18 protein-coding genes are annotated in these 19725 nt (G+C 64.9%); 10 read left to right on the top strand and 8 right to left on the bottom strand.

Going from position 1 to position 19725, the window contains the following annotated elements; translation table 11 throughout:
* Nucleotides 1–132 precede the first annotated feature (132 nt).
* Nucleotides 133–312, top strand: coding sequence for a DUF3563 family protein (locus tag AB4Y43_RS15980; RefSeq protein WP_042269847.1), 180 nt, complete (start codon nucleotides 133–135; stop codon nucleotides 310–312).
* Nucleotides 313–407: 95 nt separating this feature from the next.
* Here AB4Y43_RS15980 and AB4Y43_RS15975 read toward each other — a convergent pair whose 3' ends face one another.
* The 3 genes from AB4Y43_RS15975 to AB4Y43_RS15965 form a co-directional block, all read right to left on the bottom strand.
* Nucleotides 408–1211 (bottom strand): BPSS1780 family membrane protein, encoded by an 804-nt coding sequence (locus tag AB4Y43_RS15975; RefSeq protein WP_368728200.1) that lies wholly within the window; start codon nucleotides 1209–1211, stop codon nucleotides 408–410.
* A complete protein-coding gene (locus AB4Y43_RS15970; protein WP_342946994.1) occupies nucleotides 1202–2209 on the bottom strand; it encodes a homoserine kinase in 1008 nt (335 codons plus the stop codon). The genes AB4Y43_RS15975 and AB4Y43_RS15970 overlap by 10 nt, the downstream gene beginning before the upstream one ends.
* A gap of 173 nt (nucleotides 2210–2382) precedes the next feature.
* Nucleotides 2383–2790, bottom strand: coding sequence for a hypothetical protein (locus AB4Y43_RS15965; protein ID WP_069261345.1), 408 nt, complete (start codon nucleotides 2788–2790; stop codon nucleotides 2383–2385).
* A 215-nt stretch (nucleotides 2791–3005) separates the two neighbouring features.
* Between AB4Y43_RS15965 and AB4Y43_RS15960 the strand changes: the two genes are divergently transcribed.
* Nucleotides 3006–4532, top strand: a complete 1527-nt coding sequence (locus AB4Y43_RS15960) for an AMP nucleosidase (protein ID WP_069261344.1) — start codon at nucleotides 3006–3008, stop codon at nucleotides 4530–4532.
* Between the two features lie 101 nt (nucleotides 4533–4633).
* Here AB4Y43_RS15960 and AB4Y43_RS15955 read toward each other — a convergent pair whose 3' ends face one another.
* Both AB4Y43_RS15955 and AB4Y43_RS15950 read right to left on the bottom strand, forming a co-directional pair.
* A complete protein-coding gene (locus AB4Y43_RS15955; protein WP_368728199.1) occupies nucleotides 4634–5161 on the bottom strand; it encodes a chromate transporter in 528 nt (175 codons plus the stop codon).
* The gene (locus tag AB4Y43_RS15950; protein WP_368728198.1) at nucleotides 5158–5763 is read right to left on the bottom strand and encodes a chromate transporter; all 606 of its coding nucleotides are present in this window, start codon (nucleotides 5761–5763) and stop codon (nucleotides 5158–5160) included. The genes AB4Y43_RS15955 and AB4Y43_RS15950 overlap by 4 nt, the downstream gene beginning before the upstream one ends.
* Before the next feature lie 100 nt (nucleotides 5764–5863).
* On the opposite strand from AB4Y43_RS15950, the gene AB4Y43_RS15945 reads away from it, so the two are divergent.
* Nucleotides 5864–6790, top strand: coding sequence for a transcriptional regulator GcvA (locus tag AB4Y43_RS15945; RefSeq protein ID WP_368616399.1), 927 nt, complete (start codon nucleotides 5864–5866; stop codon nucleotides 6788–6790).
* Nucleotides 6791–6879: 89 nt separating this feature from the next.
* On the opposite strand, the gene AB4Y43_RS15940 is transcribed toward AB4Y43_RS15945, so the two are convergent.
* On the bottom strand, nucleotides 6880–7647 hold the full coding sequence (locus AB4Y43_RS15940; RefSeq protein ID WP_342946997.1) for a TIGR00730 family Rossman fold protein: 768 nt from the start codon (nucleotides 7645–7647) through the stop codon (nucleotides 6880–6882).
* A 1-nt stretch (nucleotide 7648) separates the two neighbouring features.
* Here AB4Y43_RS15940 and polA point away from each other — a divergent pair, with 1 nt between their 5' ends.
* The 3 genes from polA to AB4Y43_RS15925 all read left to right on the top strand — a co-directional run bounded on the left by polA (nucleotide 7649) and on the right by AB4Y43_RS15925 (nucleotide 13049).
* The gene (gene polA, locus AB4Y43_RS15935) at nucleotides 7649–10456 is read left to right on the top strand and encodes a DNA polymerase I (RefSeq protein WP_368728207.1); all 2808 of its coding nucleotides are present in this window, start codon (nucleotides 7649–7651) and stop codon (nucleotides 10454–10456) included.
* Between the two features lie 257 nt (nucleotides 10457–10713).
* A complete protein-coding gene (locus AB4Y43_RS15930) occupies nucleotides 10714–12090 on the top strand; it encodes an NAD(P)/FAD-dependent oxidoreductase (protein ID WP_069261339.1) in 1377 nt (458 codons plus the stop codon).
* 86 nt (nucleotides 12091–12176) lie between these two features.
* Complete coding sequence (locus AB4Y43_RS15925) at nucleotides 12177–13049, top strand: dienelactone hydrolase family protein (protein ID WP_069261338.1); 873 nt, start codon at nucleotides 12177–12179, stop codon at nucleotides 13047–13049.
* Between the two features lie 27 nt (nucleotides 13050–13076).
* Here AB4Y43_RS15925 and AB4Y43_RS15920 read toward each other — a convergent pair whose 3' ends face one another.
* Together AB4Y43_RS15920 and AB4Y43_RS15915 are read right to left on the bottom strand one after the other, a co-directional pair.
* A complete protein-coding gene (locus tag AB4Y43_RS15920) occupies nucleotides 13077–13946 on the bottom strand; it encodes a sulfurtransferase (protein ID WP_069261337.1) in 870 nt (289 codons plus the stop codon).
* Between the two features lie 139 nt (nucleotides 13947–14085).
* Nucleotides 14086–15192 (bottom strand): aromatic ring-hydroxylating dioxygenase subunit alpha, encoded by a 1107-nt coding sequence (locus AB4Y43_RS15915; RefSeq protein ID WP_069261336.1) that lies wholly within the window; start codon nucleotides 15190–15192, stop codon nucleotides 14086–14088.
* A gap of 307 nt (nucleotides 15193–15499) precedes the next feature.
* Between AB4Y43_RS15915 and AB4Y43_RS15910 the strand changes: the two genes are divergently transcribed.
* The 4 genes from AB4Y43_RS15910 to folE2 all read left to right on the top strand — a co-directional run bounded on the left by AB4Y43_RS15910 (nucleotide 15500) and on the right by folE2 (nucleotide 19652).
* The gene (locus AB4Y43_RS15910; protein ID WP_342946998.1) at nucleotides 15500–15814 is read left to right on the top strand and encodes an exodeoxyribonuclease VII small subunit; all 315 of its coding nucleotides are present in this window, start codon (nucleotides 15500–15502) and stop codon (nucleotides 15812–15814) included.
* On the top strand, nucleotides 15811–16692 hold the full coding sequence (locus AB4Y43_RS15905; protein WP_069261334.1) for a polyprenyl synthetase family protein: 882 nt from the start codon (nucleotides 15811–15813) through the stop codon (nucleotides 16690–16692). Before AB4Y43_RS15910 ends, AB4Y43_RS15905 begins: the two co-directional genes overlap by 4 nt.
* 84 nt (nucleotides 16693–16776) lie before the next feature.
* Nucleotides 16777–18678, top strand: a complete 1902-nt coding sequence (dxs, locus tag AB4Y43_RS15900) for a 1-deoxy-D-xylulose-5-phosphate synthase (protein WP_069261333.1) — start codon at nucleotides 16777–16779, stop codon at nucleotides 18676–18678.
* A 167-nt stretch (nucleotides 18679–18845) separates the two neighbouring features.
* Nucleotides 18846–19652: a GTP cyclohydrolase FolE2 gene (folE2, locus tag AB4Y43_RS15895; protein ID WP_368728197.1), complete on the top strand. Its 807-nt coding sequence runs from the start codon at nucleotides 18846–18848 to the stop codon at nucleotides 19650–19652.
* Nucleotides 19653–19725 lie beyond the last annotated feature (73 nt).

Here is a 19725-nt window from a genome sequence, read left to right as displayed (position 1 = left end):
CGACGCCGAATTGACACAGGACGTTGGTTAAAAGCGACTACGGGTAATTTAGGTGTTTACCCTTAACAGGGTTTACCCTATAATGGCTTCATTCGATTCGCGGGCACGTGCCCGTCAAAGAAGGGCCAAATCATGTACCTGCTCAGCCGTCTTTTCCTTTTCCTCTCCGAAACTGCAGAAGCTCGCCGCCAGCAGCGCGAGGAAGCGTACCTCGCGCAGTCCGTCGATATCTACGATCTCGAGTTCCGCATGCGCAAGATGGATCGCGAGAAGGCCACGCGCCACCCGTCGTGGATGAACCATTACGGCTAAGCAGGAATGCAGCCCCCGCTAACGGGGCAAAATGAAAACGGCGCCAAAAGGCGCCGTTTTTGCGTTTTGACTTTGAAGGACTACCGCGCCGCCGGTCAGCGTCCCGAGTCCGGCATTTCCGCGGCCTGCTTTTCCTGCACGCCAAAGCAGCCGCGATAGGTCGCGTAGAACGAGCAATAGAGCATCGTCGTCACGATGATGAGCGCGGGCATCAGGATCGCCACCGTGAAGTCGCCGGCGCCGAGCGCGCGCAGCAGCGTCGACAGGCCGATCGATACGACCGTCGAGACGGCGAACCACAGCGCCCCATACACCATGAACGCGCCCTTGTTGCGCCAGCAGCTCACGATGCTGAAGAACAGGGCCTTCACGGGCGGCACGTCGTGCCACGCCGTGAGCACGGGCGCAAACCAGAACAGCATCGACACCGGCACGTAGCAGAGCAGCGAAGCAAGCACCGCGAGCGGCACGTCGCTGTTGGCGAGCGCTTGCGCGTCGAGGTCGCCGCCGATCGTCATCAGCCGCAATAGCGCGCCGCCGTCCACGAACGCAGACGCGGCCAGCACCAGCAACATCGCCCCCACGTAAATCGCCCCGAGCACCAGCAGTTGCTTCGCCACGTTGCTGCCGTACGAACGAAAGCCGTCGATCAGAATGGTCGGGAACACCGGTTTGCCCGCGATCGTGTTGCGGCACGCCGCCATGAAGCCGACGGCCACGCCGGGCACGAACAGCAGAGGCAGCACGCCGCCGATCACGGGAATGGCGGAAATCAGCGTCATCGCCAGCAAATAGGCGAAAAACAGCGTGAGAAACGCGAGCGGATTGCGGCGGAACAGCCAGATACCCTGGCGGAACCAGACATAGCCCGTCTTCGCGGGGACTTCAATTAGTTGCATGGGCGATGGGGCAAGGCGTGATGGGAACCCGCCTCGCTGCCGGCGAGGCGCTCGCGCAGGATGCGCTCGAAGTGGCCGGGATCGTGCGGCTTGAGCAGTTCGGCCGAGCGCGGCAGGTGGAAATCATACAGGCGCGAGACCCAAAAGCGGTACGCGCCTGCGCGCAGCATGTCCATCCAGTGCCGCGTTTCCTCGGGCGTGAATGGGCGCACGGTCTGGTAGGCGCGCAGGAGCGCGTCGGCGCGCGCCGTGTCGAGCTTGCCGGTGGCGAGGTCGACGCACCAGTCGTTCACGGTCACGGCCACGTCGAAGAGCCACTTGTCGCAGCCGGCGAAATAGAAGTCGAAGAAGCCGCCCAGCCGAACTTCGTGGCCCGGCGCCGGGTGCGAGTGCGCGAACATCGCGTTGTCGCGGAACAGGTCGCAGTGGCACGGACCGCCCGGCAGCGCCGCGTAGTCGGCCGAGCCGAAGAATGCGCGCTGATGGTCGAGTTCGCTCGTGAGGAGGGTGCGCTGGGCGTCGTCCAGAAACGGCAGCACCGTCGGCACCGTTTCTTCCCACCATGAAAGGCTGCGCAGATTCGGCTGGTCGCCGCGGTAGTCGCGGCCCGCCAGGTGCATACGCGCGAGCATCTGGCCCACTTCCGCGCAGTGCTCCACGCCGGGCGCGAGTTCGGGCTTGCCTTCGAGCTTCGAGACGATGGCCGCGGGCTTGCCGTGCAGCAGGCCGAAGAGCGCGCCGTCCTTGCGCGGCATGGGGTCGGGTACCGGCACCCGATGCGAGGCGAGGTGCCGCATCAAGTCGAGGTAGAACGGCAGTTGTTCGGCCGTCAGCTTTTCGAAGATCGTCAGGACGTATTCGCCGCGCGTCGTCGTCAGGAAGAAGTTGCTGTTCTCAATGCCGGACTGGATGCCGCGAAATTCGACGACATCGCCGAGATCGTAGTCGCGCAGCCATTGGGCAAGCTCTTGGTCGGTGACAGCGGTGAAGACGGCCATGCAAGAAGGTCGGTTGATTGGTAATGGCGGGTCGGCGAACGCTGCGAGGTGCTGCCCGAGGGGCTTGCAGGCGTGTCCGGCTCAGGCGCGATGGCCGCAGCCCGGCTCAAGGGGCGGCGCACATGGCGTTGGCGCGGGCATGCCCAACAAAGGCATGCGCGCGCCCGGATGGCTCAGTAATGCAGGTTGATCGACGGCAGGCGTGTGCTGGCCTGGCCGTTGTTGCGCACTTGCGGCGAGGTGTCGGGGTTCGCGCTCATCGTGTAGCGCGTGCCGAAGTTCGAATGCACGTTGATCTCGACGGGCTTGCCCTTGTCGCGGAACTCGGTGATTTCGGTGCCGTTCGGGCTCACTTCGTGATAGCTGGGCACGCGCGGCACGTCGTTGATGTCGACCTTCGAGGTGACGCGTGCGGCCGGCTTGTTGTTGATCGCAGCCAGATCGGGCAGGCCCGCGCGTTCGTTCTCCGATTGCGCGGATTGTGCCTCGACGGCGGTCTTTGCGTCGTCGGCCGGCGCGGCCATGGCGACCCCGCTGAAAGCGAGCGTCACCGCGACGGCGGCAAGAAGGTGCGACTTCATGGTCATTCTCCGATGGGATGCCCCAATTCTAGCAAATCCGGGCGCTTTGCCCCATGTCGCTCAAGCGCTGCGGCCCGCGCCCGGCGGGCGGTGCGCGGCGCTCGCAGCGCTCTCGCGGCGGGTGCTCCAAAAGCCCTCGGCGCGGCCAGGTCCGTCGCCAGAAAGTCGCACCTTCCGTGGTAATGTGGACCCATCAAACGGAGAGGCGAACGAAGATGAACAACGATAGCTACCTGCGGCCCCTCATGACGCCGGCGCACGACTTCCCGGACGAGTTTTTCGAAGACGCCGCCGACGCCGTGGCGCGCCTCTCGAGCATCTACGAAGCGAATACGTCGTTCCTGCGCGATGCGTTTGCGCGCTATCGCCGCGGCGAGGCATTCGAGCGCCGTGTGCGCGCGTGCTACCCGTTCGTGCGCATCCGCACCAACGTCAACACGCATATCGACTCGCGCCGCTCGTACGGTTTCGTGGCGGGCCCCGGCGTGTTCGAGACCACGGTGACGCGGCCCGATCTTTTCGGCAATTACTATCGCGAGCAGTTGCGTCTGCTGGCGAAGAACCATCATGTGGGCATCGAAGTGGGCGTGTCGGATCAGCCGATTCCCGTGCACTTCGCGTTCGCCGAAGGCATCCACCTCGAAGGCGATCTCGACCGCGAGCGCCTCTTCGCCATGCGCGACGTGTTCGATACGCCCGATCTCGCGCAGCTCGACGACCGCATCGTGAACGGCACCTTCGAGCCGGAGCCCGGCGAGCCGCATCCGCTTGCGCTCTTCACCGCGCCGCGCGTGGACTTTTCGCTGCATCGGCTCAGGCACTACACGGCCACGTCGCCCACGCACGTGCAGAACTACGTGCTCTACACGAACTACCAGTTCTATATCGACGAGTTCGTGAAGCTCGGCCGCGCGATGATGGCGCATACCGACGACGCGGACCTGCGCAACTATCGCAGCGAATACACCTCGTTCGTCGAGCCCGGCGACGTGGTCACCTACAACGCGAACCTGGGCGAACAGGACGACGAAGGCACGGCGCCCGCGCGCCTGCCGCAAATGCCGGCCTACCACCTCAAGCGTGCGGACGGCAGCGGTATCACGATGATCAACATCGGTGTGGGACCTTCGAACGCGAAGACGATCACCGACCACATTGCCGTGCTGCGTCCGCATGCGTGGATCATGCTCGGCCACTGCGCGGGCTTGCGCAACACGCAGCGTCTGGGCGACTACGTGCTCGCGCACGGCTATGTGCGCGAGGATCACGTGCTCGACGCCGACTTGCCGCTGTGGGTGCCGATTCCGGCGCTCGCCGAAGTGCAACTCGCGCTCGAGCGCGCGGTCGCGGAGGTCACGAAGCTCGACGGTGTGGAACTCAAGCGCGTGATGCGCACGGGGACGGTGGCGAGCGTCGACAACCGCAACTGGGAGCTGCGCGATCATCGCGAGCCGGTGCAACGCCTCTCGCAAAGCCGCGCGATCGCGCTCGACATGGAAAGCGCAACCATTGCCGCAAACGGATTCCGCTTTCGCGTGCCGTATGGCACCTTGCTGTGCGTGTCCGACAAGCCGCTGCACGGCGAACTCAAGCTGCCGGGCATGGCCGATTCGTTCTATCGCGCGCAAGTCGATCAGCATCTGCAGATCGGCGTGAAGGCGATGGAGATCCTGCGCACGAACGGCTTGCACAAGCTCCATAGCCGGAAATTGCGCAGCTTCGCCGAAGTGGCGTTCCAGTAGCCGCTTGATGGCTGGCCGGCGCGCGGTGAGCGCCGGCCAGTCTGTCGAATTGCGCTGTTGCCTTTTATCAATTCGGATGCCGAATCATTCGCCGGCGTCGCTTACTGCCCGAACCCCGTCAGCCCAATCAAACTTCCCGCGCCAAGCAGCCACAGCGGATGAGTCTTCGTGCGAAACGCGAGCACGGCGCACACGCCGGTAATCGCCCAGGCGATCCACGATGGATCGGAGGCCCGCGCGATCAGCACGGCGCTCGCGGCCACGAGACCCGCCGTCACCGGCACGAGGCCCTTTTGCGCGATGCGCCGCCACGGGCGGTCCTTGAAGCGATCCCATGCATGCAGCGCGGCGATCGTGACGAGCGACGACGGCCCGAACTTCGCGATCGACGTGACCAGCATGCCTGCCCAGCCGGCCACGTGCCAGCCCACCAGCGTCACGACCATCATGTTCGGGCCCGGGGCGGCCTGGGCGAGCGCGAATAGCGCGCTGAACTCGCTCGCCGGCATCCAGTGGTGGACCTCGACGACCTGACGCTGCATCTCGGGCAAGATCGTGTTGCCGCCGCCGAAAGCGAGCAGCGAGAGCTGGCCGAAGATCGCGGCGAGCGCAACGAGTGTGGCGCTCATCGCGAGCCTCCTTCCTTGCGCGCCGCGCGTGCCGCGAGCGCGATGCCGACTGGCGTGAGCACGAGCATGGTGGGCAAGAGCGGCGTGCGCAGCACGGCAATGGCTACGAAGCCGAGCGTAGCGACGACGGCCGCGGCCGGATCGCGCCGCAGCGGCAGCACGATTTTCAGGGCCATCGAAACGAGCAGCCCGGCGGCGGCCGCGGCGAGCCCCACGAACAGATGCCGCACGTGCGGGTCGTCTTGCGTGCGCTCATAGAGCACGCCGAGCCCGATCACGACGAGCGACGGACCCGCGATCAGGCCGAGGATGCCGGCGAGCGCGCCGCGCCATCCGTGAAAACGCATGCCGAGCGCGACCGAGAGATTGATGACGTTGCCGCCCGGCAAAAACTGGCAGAGGCCGAGCAGATCGGTGAACTCGCCGGCGGTGAGCCAGCGGCGCTGCTCGACGATGGTGCGGCGCGCCAACGGCAGCGCACCGCCAAACGACGTGAAGCCGAGACCGAGAAAGCCGAGGAACAGGTCGCGTACCGAGGGCGTGTGCAGGCCGTCGTCCGCGCCATGTCCGGCTGCGGCGGGCGATGAGATGGGTTGTTTCATGAATGGAAGGGACCTCTGAGGCAAGTTCGGAGATTAAGCCCAATCGCGCGCGCGGCAAAACGATTTCTATGCCGCGCTCTTGTGATCTACACTCACAAGCATGGCACGCTCCCTTCCTCCCTTTCCCGCGCTGCGCGCGTTCGAAGCCGCTGCACGGCACAACAGCTTCTCCGCTGCGGCGGGCGAGCTCAATGTGACTCACGGTGCCATTAGCCGGCAGGTGTCCGCGCTCGAAGCGTGGGTCGGCGTGCAGGTGTTTCACCGGCACGGCAAGCGGGTCGCGCTGACCGAGGACGGGCGGCGCTACCTCGCCGCCGTGCAGTCGGCATTCGACGACATCGCGCGCGCAACCACTCAGCTGCGCGACACGGGCGTGGTGCACGTGCTGCGCGTGAGCGCGCTGCCTACCTTCGCGATGAAATGGCTGCTGCCGCGGCTCTCGCAGTTTCAGCGCCTCGCGCCGAACGTCGAGTTGCGCCTGTCGACTTCGAACGCGCCGGTCGAGACGCTCGAAGGCTTCGACGTGGCCGTGCGGCGCGGCCCGGCCCACTGGCCCGACTGCGAGGCCGGTCATTTTCTCGACGAGATGGAATTGCCGGTATGCAGTCCAGCGCTGCTCAAGCGCGCGCCGATTCATCAGGCGAGCGATCTTGCGCGTCACGTGCTGCTACATTCGGACACGCGGCCCGATGCGTGGCGCACCTGGCTTGCGGCCGCAGGAGTGAAAGCCAAATGCCGCAAGAAGCAGTCGTTCGACCACTTCTATCTGGCTTTGCAGGCTGCCGTGGATGGTCTGGGCGTCGCGCTCGGCCCGCTGCCGCTGCTCGACGACGAACTCGCGTCGGGACGTCTCGTCACGCCGCTCGCGGGGCCGCATCTCGACGCGCGCGGCTACTGGTGGGTGGCGCGCCGCGAGGTGGCGCAAGCGCCGCTCGTCGTGCAGTTTTGTCGCTGGCTGGAGGAGCAGGCGAGCGCTCGGGCGCCGCTCGGTGCATCGGGCGTGCCCGCAAGCGCGGAGAAAGCATGAGGGGAGTGATGCGCTGAAGCGCGAGCGGTGCGAAGGCCTACGGAAACGTTATTCGCAGGCCATCCGCACGCTGCGCCGCAAGCGGTGCATCAGAGATAGAACATCCGGTCTTCGTCGGAGTCGCGGTCGCTGCGCGCCGGATGCTCCTTGCCGGTATCTTCGGCGGTGTCCGCATCTTCGTAGAACTTGAGAACGGCTTCGAGCACCTGGTCCGGGTCGTCGATCACCTGCATCAGGTCCATGTCTTCGGGATTGATGAGACCCATGGGCACGAGCGCCGAGCGGAACCAGTCGAGCAGGCCCTTCCAGAAGTCGGCGCCCACCAGAATGATGGGCACGTGACGCGACTTTTTCGTCTGGATGAGCGTGAGCACTTCGGCCAGTTCGTCGAGCGTGCCGAAGCCGCCGGGCATGACGATCACGGCGTCCGAGTTCTTCACGAACGTGACCTTGCGCGTGAAGAAATGGCGGAAGCGCAGCGAGATGTCCTGCCACTGGTTGCCCGACTGCTCGTGCGGCAATTCGATGTTCAGGCCGACGGAAGGCGACTTGCCCGCATGCGCGCCCTGGTTCGCGGCTTCCATGATGCCGGGGCCGCCGCCGGAGATCACGGCGAAGCCCGCATCGGACACCTTGCGCGCGATGGTGGTGGCGAGCTGAAAGTACTCCGACTCCGGTTTCAGGCGGGCGGAACCGTAGATGCTGACCGCCGGCCGGATCTCGGACAGGTACTCGGTCGCCTCGATAAACTCTGCCATAATCGTGAACATCTGCCACGATGCGCGCGCCTTCTTGGCCGTCGCGCGCTCTTGATCTGCGAGTGAACGCAGACTCGGAATCACTTTTCTCTTGTCCATAATGCCTGAAGAACTACGCGTGGATACAAAGCTGAAGCTACAAAACGGGCTGGAAGGTAAGACCCTGCTGCTGGTCGACGGTTCTAGCTACCTCTATCGGGCCTTCCATGCGATGCCGGATCTGCGCGGTCCTGACGGCGAACCCACGGGCGCGCTATACGGCATCATCAACATGCTGCGTCGCATGCGCAAGGACGTTACGGCAGAGTATAGCGCGTGCGTGTTCGATGCAAAGGGCAAGACGTTCCGCGACGACTGGTACCCCGAGTACAAGGCCAACCGGCCTTCCATGCCCGAGCCGCTCGCTGCACAAATCGAGCCCATTCACACGGCCGTGCGCGCGCTCGGCTGGCCGCTGCTGATGATCGAAGGCGTGGAGGCCGACGACGTGATCGGCACGCTCGCGCATCAGGCCGAGAAGCTCGGCATGAAGGTCATCGTTTCCACCGGCGACAAGGACCTCGCGCAGCTCGTGACAGACCACGTCACGCTCATCAACACGATGACGAATGAAACGCTCGATCGCGAAGGCGTGATCGCCAAGTTCGGCGTGCCGCCGGAGCGCATCATCGATTATCTCTCGCTCATCGGCGACACCGTCGACAACGTGCCGGGCGTGAACAAGTGCGGCCCGAAAACGGCGGTCAAGTGGCTCACGCAATACGACTCGCTCGACGGCGTGATCGCGCATGCGGATGAAATCAAGGGTGCAGTGGGCGGCTATCTGCGCGACGCGCTCGACTTCCTGCCGATGGCGAGAAAGCTCGTCACGGTGGAAACGGCTTGCGATCTCACGCCGCATCTCGAGTCGATCGAAGCGTCGCTCGCCACGCGAGCCGAAGCGCGCGAAGAACTGCGCGATATTTTCGCGCGCCACGGCTTCAAGACCTGGCTGCGCGAAGTCACCGAAGCGAGTCAGCAGAGCGAGACGGTGCCCGCCGCGACCCAGGGCGACGTGCCCGAAAAAGATGCGATCGTGCAGCCCGCGCTGTTCGTCGACGCCCCGCGCCATTACGAAACGATCCAGACGTGGCCGCAGTTCGACACGTGGCTCAGGCGCATCGAAGACGCCGAACTCACCGCGTTCGACACCGAGACCACGGCGCTCGATCCGATGGTCGCGAAGCTCGTCGGCATCTCGTTCTCGACGGAACCCGGTGTGGCCGCCTATTTGCCGCTTGCGCATCGCGGCCCGGACGCGCCCGATCAACTGCCGCAGGACGAAGTGCTTGCGCGCCTGAAGCCCTGGCTCGAAAGCGGGAAGCACAAGAAAGTCGGCCAGCACATGAAGTACGACGAGCAGGTGCTCGCGAACTACGGTATCGAGCTCAATGGCGTGGAGCATGACACGCTGCTCGAATCGTATGTGCTCGAATCGCATCGCAGCCACGACATGGACAGCCTCGCGCTGCGCCATCTGGGCATCAAGACGATCAAGTACGAAGAGGTAGCGGGCAAGGGCGCGCAGCAGATCGGCTTCGACGACGTCTCGCTCGAAAAGGCCGCCGAATACGCTGCCGAAGACGCCGATGTCACGCTGCAACTGCATCGCGCGCTCTATCCGCAGATCGCGCCCGAGAAGGGCCTCGATCACGTGTATCGCAACATCGAACTGCCCACATCGCGCGTGCTGCGCAAGATCGAGCGCAACGGTGTGCTGATCGACTCCGAGAGGCTCGAAAAGCAGAGCGCGGAAATTGCCGTGCGGCTCATCGCGCTCGAAGAGGAAGCGTATGCCCTCGCGGGCGGCGAATTCAATCTGGGCTCGCCCAAGCAGATCGGCCAGATCTTCTTCGAGAAGCTGCAGCTGCCGGTCGTGAAGAAAACGCCGAGCGGCGCGCCTTCCACCGACGAAGAAGTGCTGCAAAAGCTCGCCGAAGATTACCCGCTGCCCAAGATCCTGCTCGAGCATCGCGGGCTTGCGAAGCTCAAGTCCACGTACACCGACAAGCTGCCGCGCATGGTGAACGCGCAAACGGGCCGCGTGCACACGAACTACGCGCAGGCCGTGGCGGTCACGGGCCGTCTTGCGTCGAACGATCCGAATCTGCAGAACATTCCCGTGCGCACGGGCGAAGGCCGGCGCATTCGCGAGGCGTTCATCGCGCCGCCGGGGCACAAGATCGTTTCCGCCGACTATTCGCAGATCGAACTGCGCATCATGGCGCATATCTCGGGCGACGAGTCGCTGCTCGCGGCGTTCGCACGCGGCGACGACATTCACCGCGCCACGGCTTCCGAGGTGTTCAGCGTCACGCCGCTCGAAGTGAGCGCGGACCAGCGGCGCATCGCCAAGGTCATCAATTTCGGCCTGATTTACGGCATGAGCGCGTTCGGCCTCGCATCGAATCTCGGCATTACGCGCGACGCGGCGAAGCTTTATATCGACCGTTATTTCGCGCGCTATCCGGGCGTGGCGCGCTATATGGACGAAACGCGCATGGACGCGAAGTCGCGCGGCTATGTCGAGACCGTCTTCGGGCGCCGCCTGTGGCTGCCCGAGATCAACGGCGGCAACGGCCCGCGCCGCCAGGCCGCCGAGCGCGCCGCCATCAACGCGCCCATGCAAGGCACGGCCGCCGACCTCATCAAGCTTTCCATGGTCGCGGTGCAGAAGTGGCTCGACGAACGCAAGATCGGCACGAAGATGATCATGCAGGTGCACGATGAACTCGTGCTCGAAGTGCCGGGCGACGAACTCGCCGAAGTGCGCAAGCGCTTGCCCGAGCTGATGTGCTCGGTGGCGCAGCTCAAGGTGCCGCTCGTCGCCGAAGTGGGCGTGGGCGAGAACTGGGAAGAGGCGCACTGAAGGCGTTGTAGTGCTTAGTGAAGCTCTACTAAGTACATACTGAATGCGAAGTGCCGCCGCAAAAGCCGTAACCAGGACGTAACTGCCCGCGCGCGATAAGGCAAGCCTCGCGTGCGTGATGTCGCGAATGCGCGCCGCAAGGGTTGCCGCCGCGCGTTCCGTCGGCCGACAATGATTTGATTGAAGGCCGGTGCCTCGCACGTCACGTTGTCGACGCATCGGCCTTTCTATCGCCTTTCGACATGCACGGAGAGTCTATGCATCGCTTTATCGTTGTGGGAGGAGGCGCAGGCGGGCTGGAGCTGGCAACACGGCTCGGCGATCGTTATGGCGAGGCGCGCGCGAAGCGGGGCAAGCCGCAAGCGGCATCGATCACGCTGGTCGACCGCAATCCAACGCATATCTGGAAACCGCTCCTGCACGAAGTCGCGGCGGGCAGCATGGACCCATTCACGCATCAGCTCGAATATCCGGCGCAGGCGCGCTGGCATGGCTTCGAGTTCCAGCAGGGCGAGCTGACCGGGCTCGACCGCGCGGCAAAGCGCATCACGCTCGGGCGCGTGCTCGACGAAGACGGCGCGGAAATGCTGCCCGAGCGCGTGCTCGAATACGACACGCTCGTGCTCGCAATCGGCAGCACGACGCATTTTTTCGGCGTGCCGGGCGCGGCCGAGAATTCCATCGCGCTCGACACCGTCGAGCAGGCCGAGCGGTTTCGCAAGCGTTTGATCGCCGCGTGCATGCGCGCCGAACATCAAGCGCCCGAAAAAGTCGCGGTGGAGGTGACGGCGGACGACCTCGCGCCGGCCATGGACGCCGGCGCCGAGCCGCGCGTGCAGGTGGCGATCATCGGCGCGGGCGCGACGGGCGTCGAGCTTTCAGCCGAGCTGCGCAACACCGCGCAGGTGCTGTCGGCCTATGGACTGCACAAGCTCGATCCGCGCAACGACGTGGGCATCGTGCTGATCGAGGCCGGCCCGCGCATCCTGCCCGCGCTGCCGGAGCGCGTTTCTTCGGCGACAGGCGAGCTGCTGAACAAGCTCGGCGTGAAGCTGCTGACGAGCGAACGCGTGATCGAAGTGGCGCCTGGCGTCGTGCGCACCGCGAGCGGCAAGAACCTGCGCGCGGACCTCACGGTCTGGGCCGCTGGCATTACCGCGCCGGCTGTGCTCTCGCGGCTCGACGGTCTCACCGTCAACAAGCTCGGCCAACTGATCGTGCGCCGTACGCTGCAAACGGAACTCGACGACAACATCTTCGCGCTCGGCGACTGCGCGGCCTGCGAATGGCCGGGCCACGAACGCGGTGTGCCGCCGCGCGCGCAAGCCGCACACCAGCAGGCCACTTTCCTGTTCAAGTCGCTGGGCAATCTGCTCGCCGGCAAGCCGCTGGAAGAGTTCACCTATCGCGACTTCGGCTCGCTGGTGTCGCTCGGGCACTTCAGCGCGGTCGGCAATCTGATGGGCGGGCTGATCGGCGGGAATATGTTGATCGAAGGGTTGTTTGCCCGTTTCATGTACATGTCGCTGTACCGGCTGCACATCGCGGCGCTGCACGGCTACGCGCGCATGGTGCTCGACACCTTCGCGCACTGGCTGCGCCGCACGACGTTGCCGCGCGTGAAGCTGCACTGAGCGGCTGCACCGGGCGGCGCTTGTGTCCGGGGCGCGGCGCTATTCTGCCTGTTTCCGCTGTTTGATCTATCTTCAAGGAGCGCTGCATGCTGAAACCCGAAGTCGATAGCCTCGTCCCGCACGTGCCGTTCGATCGGCGCACCTTCATCAAGGCGGCGCTCGGCAGCGGATTCGCCGCTGCCGTGCTGCCCGTCTCGGCGCAAACCATTCACACCGACAGCGAAGGCCTCGAAGCCGGCGAGATCGGCTTCCAGTCCGGCGGCACGCTCATCCCGGCGTATCGCGCGCAGCCGCGCGGCAAGACGCACTTGCCGGTGATCATCGTGATCCACGAGATCTTCGGCGTGCACGAGCATATCGCCGATGTGTGCCGCCGCTTTGCGAAGCTCGGCTATCTGGCCATCGCGCCGGACTTCTTCGTGCGTCAGGGGGATGCCTCGGCGTACCCGACAGTGCAGCAAATCAGCGAGAACATCGCGAGCAAGGTGCCCGATGCACAGGTGCTCGGCGACATCGATGCGGCGCTTGTCTGGGCTGGCGAGAACGGTGGCGATCTGAAGCGCGTGGGCGTCAATGGCTTCTGTTGGGGCGGGGTCTACACGTGGCTCTATGCCGAGCACAATCCGCGCATCAAGGCGGCGGTTTCCTGGTATGGCCGCGTGGCGGGCGCACACACGGAAAATTCGCCGCAGAATCCGCTCGATCTCGCGGGCAATCTGCAGGTGCCGGTACTCGGCATGTATGGCTTGCAGGACAACAGCATTCCGCAGAACACGCTCGAGCAGATGAAGGCCGCCATCGCGCAGGGTCCGCAGGATGGGCGCGGCTCGCAAATCGTCGTGTACAACGATGCGGGCCACGCGTTCTTCGCGGACTACCGGCCGAGCTATCGCAAGGCCGATGCGGAGGATGGCTGGAAGCGCGCGATTGCCTGGTTCAAGGAGCACGGCGTGGTGTGACGCCGTGCCCGGCTCCGGATACCCGGCTTAGGGGTTGGGGCCAGTCGCGACCGGCCGCGACGCGTCGGCGCTCCATTCGCTCCACGAACCGGGATAGAGCGCCGCGCCGTGCAGGCCGGCAATCTCCATCGCGAGCGCATTGTGGCAGGCGGTCACGCCCGAGCCGCATTGCAGGACCACGTGTTCGGGCGTGATGCCAGGCAGCACCGCCGTAAAATCTTCGCGCAGCGCATGCGCCGACTTGAAGCGGCCGTCCGGCGTGAGATTGTCCTGATAAAACCGATTGCGTGCGCCAGGAATATGGCCGCCCACCGGGTCGATCGTTTCGTTCTCGCCGCGATAGCGGTCGGCGGCGCGCGCGTCGACGACCGTGAGTTCGTGCGTGGCGAGATTGCGGACGATGGCCTGCGCGTCCACCGTCACCTGCAGCGGCGCGCCGGCCTTGAAGGTGCCGCGCGCGGGTGTCGGCACGTCGCGCACGAGCGGGAAGCCCGCGGCTTCCCACGCCTTGAGGCCGCCGTCGAGCACGGCCACCGAGTCGTGGCCGAGCCAGCGCAGGAGCCACCACAGGCGGGCGGCGTAGGCGCCGCCTTGCGCGTCGTAGGCCACGACCTGCTGGCCTTCGTTGAGCCCGCGCAGCAGGAGTGTGGCGACGAGCGCCGAGCGGTCGGGCAGCGGATGGCGGCCGTTCTTGCCGGTTTTCGGGCCCGAGAGGTCGCGGTCCAGATGCAGGTATTGGGCGCCGGGCAGATGGCCGAGCGCATAGGCGTTCTCACCCGCGGCGGGATTGGCGAGATCGAAGCGGCAGTCGAAAACCAGCACGCTGCCCGGCGCGGCGGTCAGGCGTTCGTGCAGATTGGCGGCCGAGATCAGCGTGGTGTAGTGCGTGTGGGGCATGACGGCTCCTTGAATCGTGCAAGGCCGCCCTCTCTCGCGATGCGACGGCCCGGTGCCGTCAGTCTAAACAAAAAGACGGGGCGAAGCCCGTCTTTCCGTGATGCGTTCGAGTTGCCCGACGCCCGCGCCAGGCCGTGCGTCAGATCGGTCCCAACTCGCGGCGCAGAAACTCGTGGAAGTGCTGCATGCCGTCTTCCATCGGGCTCTGGTACGGGCCGACCTCGGAAACGCCACGCTCGAACAGCGCCCTGCGACCGGCGTCCATGCGCTCGGCAATCTCGTCGTCTTCGACGGCGGTTTCCATATAGGCGGCGCGCTCGGCCTCGACGAACTCGCGCTCGAAGAGCGTGATTTCCTCGGGGTAATAGAACTCGACGATGTTCTTCGTCTTCTGCGTGCCTTCGGGGATCAGCCACGAGACCACGAGCACGTGCGGATACCACTCGATCATGAGATTCGGGTAGTACACCATCCAGATCGCGCCGAACTCCGGCGGCTCACCGTTACGGAAGCGCAGGACTTCGTCGTGCCACTTGCGGTACGTCGGGCTGCCCGGCTTGCCGAGGTGCTTGTGCACGCCGACGGTCTGCACGCTATACCACTCGCCGAACTCCCACTGGAGATCGTCGCACGAGACGAAGTTGCCGAGTCCCGGGTGGAACGGCACGACGTGATAGTCTTCCAGATAGACCTCGATGAAGGTCTTCCAGTTGTAGTTGCACTCGTGAACCTCGACGTGATCGAACATGTAGTCCGTAAAGTCGAGGTGTTTCGCCGGCCCAAGGCGGGCGAGATCGCGCGCGACGTCGCGGCCCGCGGATTCGAACAGCAGCCCGTTCCACTTCTGGAGCGGCGAGCTGTTCAGATTCAGGCACGGCTTGTCCGCGAAGTGCGGCGCGCCGAGCAATTCGCCCTTGAGGTCATAGGTCCAGCGATGCAGCGGACATACAATGTTGTCTGCCGTGCCGCGACCGTTTAGCATGATGGCCTGGCGATGCCGGCACACGTTCGAGAGCAGCTCGATTTCGTTGCTCTTGTTGCGAACGAGCACGCGGCCTTCTTTTTCGCCGGGCAGCGCAAAATAGTTTCCCGCCTCGGGCACCATGAGTTCGTGCCCGACGTAGCGAGGACCCTTCTGGAAAAGCGTGTCGATTTCGCGCTTGAGTAGCGCTTCGTCAAAATAAGCGGTGACTGGCAGCTGGCTGTGAATAGACTTCAGCTGCAATGCATTGCTCAGATTGGACATTCCCACTCCCGATGAAGACGTGAAAGCAGTGAACAACCCAACCATCGAAGATTCGATTTAGGGAGCCGGCGATTATACCCGGTTACCCCCTCGTGGGGTAGCTAAGTGACTGATTTTTGCCAAAATTACACCGGAAAGACGGCAGGAATTCAGGAAGTATGAGACAAATGCACGGGTAATCGGGCCTTCTGGAACCGATTTGTACTGGCCCCGAACATGTGGTCGAGAGGGTACACAAGCCGGGGAGCGGGTCGAACGGGACCTTTTGCCGTAGAATGTCCGCCTTGTTTCATTCTGGCGACGACTCATGGCGAAATCCGCAACGAAAGACCGCGCTGGCGCGGGCGAAAGCGAAGCCGGGCTGGCCGAGGGCGAAGCCCTGCCAGAGAGCTACGAGGTGGCGCTTGCGGAGCTCGACGGGCTCGTTGCACGCATGGAAGGCGGCAGCCTGAGTCTGGAAGAATCGCTTGCAGCCTACCGCCGTGGCGCGGCGCTCGTGCGCTTCTGCCAGCAGCAGCTCGAAAAGGTTGAACAACAGGTGCGCGTGCTCGACGGCGAGACGCTGCGGCCCGTGCCCCTCAATACGACAGACTCCGCAGCGGGCGGAGACGACGATCTATGACATTTGACCAATGGACCCGGCACGTACTCGACCGGGTCGAAAGCGCGCTCGATCACTATTTGCCGGCTGCCGACGTATTGCCGGCGCCGCTGCATGACGCCATGCGTTATGCCGTAATGGGCGGCGGCAAGCGGGTGCGTCCGCTCCTGTGCCACGCGGCGGGCGAACTCACCAACGCCACGCCGCAAGCGCTCGACGCGGCGGCCTGCGCGCTCGAAATGATCCACGTCTACTCGCTCGTGCACGACGACATGCCGTGCATGGACGACGACGACATGCGTCGCGGCAAACCCACCGTACACGTCAAATATGACGAACCGACGGCGCTGCTGGTGGGCGATGCGCTGCAGTCGCAAGCCTTCGTCACGCTGACCTCCGATGTGCTCGGTGCCCAGCACCAGGCATCGCTCGTGCGCGAACTCGCGCTGGCCAGCGGCTCGATCGGCATGGCCGGCGGCCAGGCCATCGACCTCGCGAGCGTGGGCCATTCGCTCACCCGCGAGCAGCTCGAAACGATGCACCGCCTGAAGACCGGCGCGCTCTTGCGCGCCGCGGTCCGCATGGGCGCGCTGGCGGGCGAGACGCCTTCGGCGGAAAACCTCGCCGCACTCGACAAATACGCGGCGGCCGTGGGCCTCGCGTTCCAGGTGGTGGACGATATTCTCGACGTCACCGCCGACTCCGCAACGCTCGGCAAGACCGCTGGCAAGGACGCGAAGGACGGCAAGCCGACCTACGTGTCGATTATCGGTCTCGATGCCTCGCGTGCGCTCGCGCAGCAGTTGCGCGCCGACGCGCACGCGGCGCTCGAACCGTTCGGCGCGCGCGCTCAGCGCCTCGCCGAACTCGCTGACCTGGTGGTGAACCGGGTGAGCTGACCGCGCAACCCGCCCACGCGCATGAAATGGAAGTAATGCGCAGAAAAAGTGCGGGAGCGCCAGTTTTCCTACAATGGAACGACGATGTACGACTTGCTGAAAACCATTGACGACCCGGCGGATTTGCGCCGCCTTGATCGCCGCCAGTTGCAACCGCTTGCCGACGAACTGCGTGCCTTCGTTCTCGAGAGCGTCTCGCAGACGGGCGGCCACCTGTCGTCCAACCTCGGTACGGTCGAACTGACGATCGCGCTGCACTACGTGTTCGACACGCCGCGCGACCGCATCGTCTGGGACGTGGGCCATCAGACCTATCCGCACAAGATCCTGACGGGCCGCCGCGACCAGATGTCGACGCTGCGCCAACTCGGCGGCATTTCGGGTTTCCCGAAACGCGACGAGTCGCCGTACGACACGTTCGGCACCGCGCACTCGAGCACGTCGATTTCGGCGGCGCTCGGCATGGCCGTGGCGAGCAAGCTCAAGGGCGACAACGCCATGGGCATCGCCGTGATCGGCGACGGCGCGATGACGGCCGGCATGGCCTTCGAGGCACTGAACAACGGCGGCGTGGAAGACGACGTGCCGCTGCTCGTCATCCTCAACGACAACGACATGTCGATTTCGCCGCCGGTTGGCGCGCTCAATCGCCATCTCGCGCGCCTCATGTCGGGCCGCTTCTACGCCGCCGCACGCGCGGGCGTGGAGCGCGTGCTGCGCCATGCGCCGCCGGTGCTCGACCTCGCGCGCAAGCTCGAAGAGCACGCGAAGGGCATGATCGTGCCGGCTACGCTGTTCGAGGAATTCGGCTTTAACTACATCGGGCCGATCGACGGCCACGATCTGGATTCGCTGATCCCGACGCTGCAGAACATCAAGGAACTGCGCGGCCCGCAATTCCTGCACGTCGTGACGAAGAAAGGCCAGGGCTACAAGCTCGCCGAAGCCGACCCGGTCCTGTACCACGGTCCCGGCAAGTTCAACCCGGCCGAAGGCATCAAGCCGTCGACAACGCCCGCCAAGAAGACCTACACGCAGGTGTTCGGCGAATGGCTGTGCGACGCGGCTGAACTCGATTCGCGCGTGATCGGCATCACGCCGGCCATGCGCGAAGGCTCGGGCCTCGTCGAGTTCGAAAAGCGCTTCCCGGACCGCTACTACGACGTCGGCATCGCCGAGCAGCACGCAGTCACGTTCGCGGGCGGCATCGCGGCAGAAGGCCTGAAGCCCGTGGTCGCGATCTACTCGACCTTCCTGCAGCGCGCGTACGACCAGCTGATCCACGACGTGGCCCTGCAGAACCTGCCCGTCGTGTTCGCGATCGACCGCGCGGGCCTCGTCGGCGCGGACGGCGCAACGCACGCCGGCGCGTACGATCTCGCGTTCATGCGCTGCATTCCGAACATGATGATCATGGCGGCGTCGGACGAAAACGAATGCCGCCAGATGCTTTACACGGCGCTCCAGCAGGACTGCCCGACGGCCGTGCGCTACCCGCGCGGTGCGGGCACGGGCGTGGCGACCGTCAAGCAGATGGCCGCGCTGCCGGTGGGCAAGGGCGAAGTCCGCCGCGAGAGCAACGCGCCGGCAGGCAGCCGCATCGCGATCCTTGCGTTCGGCACGATGGTTGCGCCGTCGCTCAAGGCCGCCGAGGAACTGGACGCCACCGTGGCGAACATGCGCTTCGTGAAGCCGCTCGACGCGGACCTCGTGAAGCAGCTCGCCGAAACGCACGACTACCTCGTGACCGTCGAGGAAGGCTGCATCATGGGCGGCGCCGGTTCGGCCTGCGTGGAAGCCCTCCTTGAAAGTGGGGTTATCAAGCCCGTACTACAATTGGGCCTCCCCGACCGCTTCATCGACCACGGCGACCCGGCGAAGCTGCTGGCGGGCTGCGGGCTCGACGCAGCAGGGATCGCGAAGTCGATTCGCGAGCGCTTTCTCGACAAGGCAGTGTCCGGCAAGTCGGTGATGCGCGTTGCCTGAGGTCGATTGAGATCGCGATAGTTTGATTGGTGCGTCGCCCTCGCGGCAGCCCAATTCACATTTGAACTGGCGGGCGGGTTCCTACCCGGCTTTCCGCCAGCAAACGCCGGCTCATGCCGGCGTTTGTTATTTGCGCGCCGCGTATGGCGCGGCTTGAGGATAAGAACATGAATCAGATGAACCCGGCCTTCGTGATGCCGGACGTCCAAAGCTCCGTCGATACCCGTCAGATCGTGATCCAGCGCGTCGGCGTGAAGGCCGTGCGCCATCCGCTCACGGTGAAGACGGGCGCGGGCGACGTCCAGCCGAGCGTCGGCATGTGGAATCTCGACGTTCATCTGCCGGCCGACCAGAAGGGCACGCACATGTCGCGCTTCGTCGCGCTGCTCGAAGAGAACAAGGCGCCGCTCGAACCCGCCACGTTCCGCGCCATGCTGGCCGCGATGCTCGCGAAGCTCGAATCGCAGGCGGGACGTATCGAAGTGACGTTCCCGTACTTCGTGAAGAAAGTGGCGCCGGTGTCGGGCGTGGAAAGTCTGCTGGACTACGAAGTGACGCTCACGGGCGACGTGCGCAACGGGCAAACGCGCCTGTTCCTCAAGGTGCTCGTGCCCGTGACGAGCCTGTGCCCGTGCTCGAAGAAGATCTCGCAGTACGGCGCGCACAATCAGCGCTCGCACGTGACGATGAATGTCGAGTTCGAAGGCGACCTGCCGGTGGAAGACCTCCTTCGCATCGCCGAACAAGAGGCGTCGTGCGAGCTGTGGGGCCTGCTCAAGCGTCCGGACGAGAAGTTCGTGACCGAGCGCGCGTATGAGAACCCCAAGTTCGTCGAAGACCTCGTGCGCGACGTGGCCGTGCGACTGAATGCCGATGCGCGCGTGATCGCCTATACGCTCGAAGCCGAAAACTTCGAGTCGATCCACAATCACAGCGCCTACGCCGTGATCGAGCACGACAAGCGCGCGGCGTAACGCCGGCCACCTGGTTGCACCGTCAATAAAAAAGCCGCCGAAGGGCGTGGCCCTTGGGCGGCTTCTGCAGTGG

It is taken from the genome of Paraburkholderia sp. BR10872, from assembly GCF_040965835.1.
Taxonomy (GTDB): Bacteria; Pseudomonadota; Gammaproteobacteria; order Burkholderiales; family Burkholderiaceae; genus Paraburkholderia; species Paraburkholderia nodosa_A.
The sequence above is the reverse complement of the archived record's forward strand: the minus strand, read 5'-3'. Positions and strand labels throughout refer to the sequence as shown.

Excerpts from the sequence above, each read along its gene's own strand:
- AB4Y43_RS15980 (WP_042269847.1), top strand. The coding sequence starts at position 133 with ATGTACCTGCTCAGCCGTCTTTTCCTTTTCCTCTCCGAAACTGCAGAA.
- AB4Y43_RS15975 (WP_368728200.1), bottom strand. The coding sequence starts at position 1,211 with ATGCAACTAATTGAAGTCCCCGCGAAGACGGGCTATGTCTGGTTCCGC.
- AB4Y43_RS15970 (WP_342946994.1), bottom strand. The coding sequence starts at position 2,209 with ATGGCCGTCTTCACCGCTGTCACCGACCAAGAGCTTGCCCAATGGCTG.
- AB4Y43_RS15965 (WP_069261345.1), bottom strand. The coding sequence starts at position 2,790 with ATGAAGTCGCACCTTCTTGCCGCCGTCGCGGTGACGCTCGCTTTCAGC.
- AB4Y43_RS15960 (WP_069261344.1), top strand. The coding sequence starts at position 3,006 with ATGAACAACGATAGCTACCTGCGGCCCCTCATGACGCCGGCGCACGAC.
- AB4Y43_RS15955 (WP_368728199.1), bottom strand. The coding sequence starts at position 5,161 with ATGAGCGCCACACTCGTTGCGCTCGCCGCGATCTTCGGCCAGCTCTCG.
- AB4Y43_RS15950 (WP_368728198.1), bottom strand. The coding sequence starts at position 5,763 with ATGAAACAACCCATCTCATCGCCCGCCGCAGCCGGACATGGCGCGGAC.
- AB4Y43_RS15945 (WP_368616399.1), top strand. The coding sequence starts at position 5,864 with ATGGCACGCTCCCTTCCTCCCTTTCCCGCGCTGCGCGCGTTCGAAGCC.
- AB4Y43_RS15940 (WP_342946997.1), bottom strand. The coding sequence starts at position 7,647 with ATGGACAAGAGAAAAGTGATTCCGAGTCTGCGTTCACTCGCAGATCAA.
- polA (WP_368728207.1), top strand. The coding sequence starts at position 7,649 with ATGCCTGAAGAACTACGCGTGGATACAAAGCTGAAGCTACAAAACGGG.
- AB4Y43_RS15930 (WP_069261339.1), top strand. The coding sequence starts at position 10,714 with ATGCATCGCTTTATCGTTGTGGGAGGAGGCGCAGGCGGGCTGGAGCTG.
- AB4Y43_RS15925 (WP_069261338.1), top strand. The coding sequence starts at position 12,177 with ATGCTGAAACCCGAAGTCGATAGCCTCGTCCCGCACGTGCCGTTCGAT.
- AB4Y43_RS15920 (WP_069261337.1), bottom strand. The coding sequence starts at position 13,946 with ATGCCCCACACGCACTACACCACGCTGATCTCGGCCGCCAATCTGCAC.
- AB4Y43_RS15915 (WP_069261336.1), bottom strand. The coding sequence starts at position 15,192 with ATGTCCAATCTGAGCAATGCATTGCAGCTGAAGTCTATTCACAGCCAG.
- AB4Y43_RS15910 (WP_342946998.1), top strand. The coding sequence starts at position 15,500 with ATGGCGAAATCCGCAACGAAAGACCGCGCTGGCGCGGGCGAAAGCGAA.
- AB4Y43_RS15905 (WP_069261334.1), top strand. The coding sequence starts at position 15,811 with ATGACATTTGACCAATGGACCCGGCACGTACTCGACCGGGTCGAAAGC.
- dxs (WP_069261333.1), top strand. The coding sequence starts at position 16,777 with ATGTACGACTTGCTGAAAACCATTGACGACCCGGCGGATTTGCGCCGC.
- folE2 (WP_368728197.1), top strand. The coding sequence starts at position 18,846 with ATGAATCAGATGAACCCGGCCTTCGTGATGCCGGACGTCCAAAGCTCC.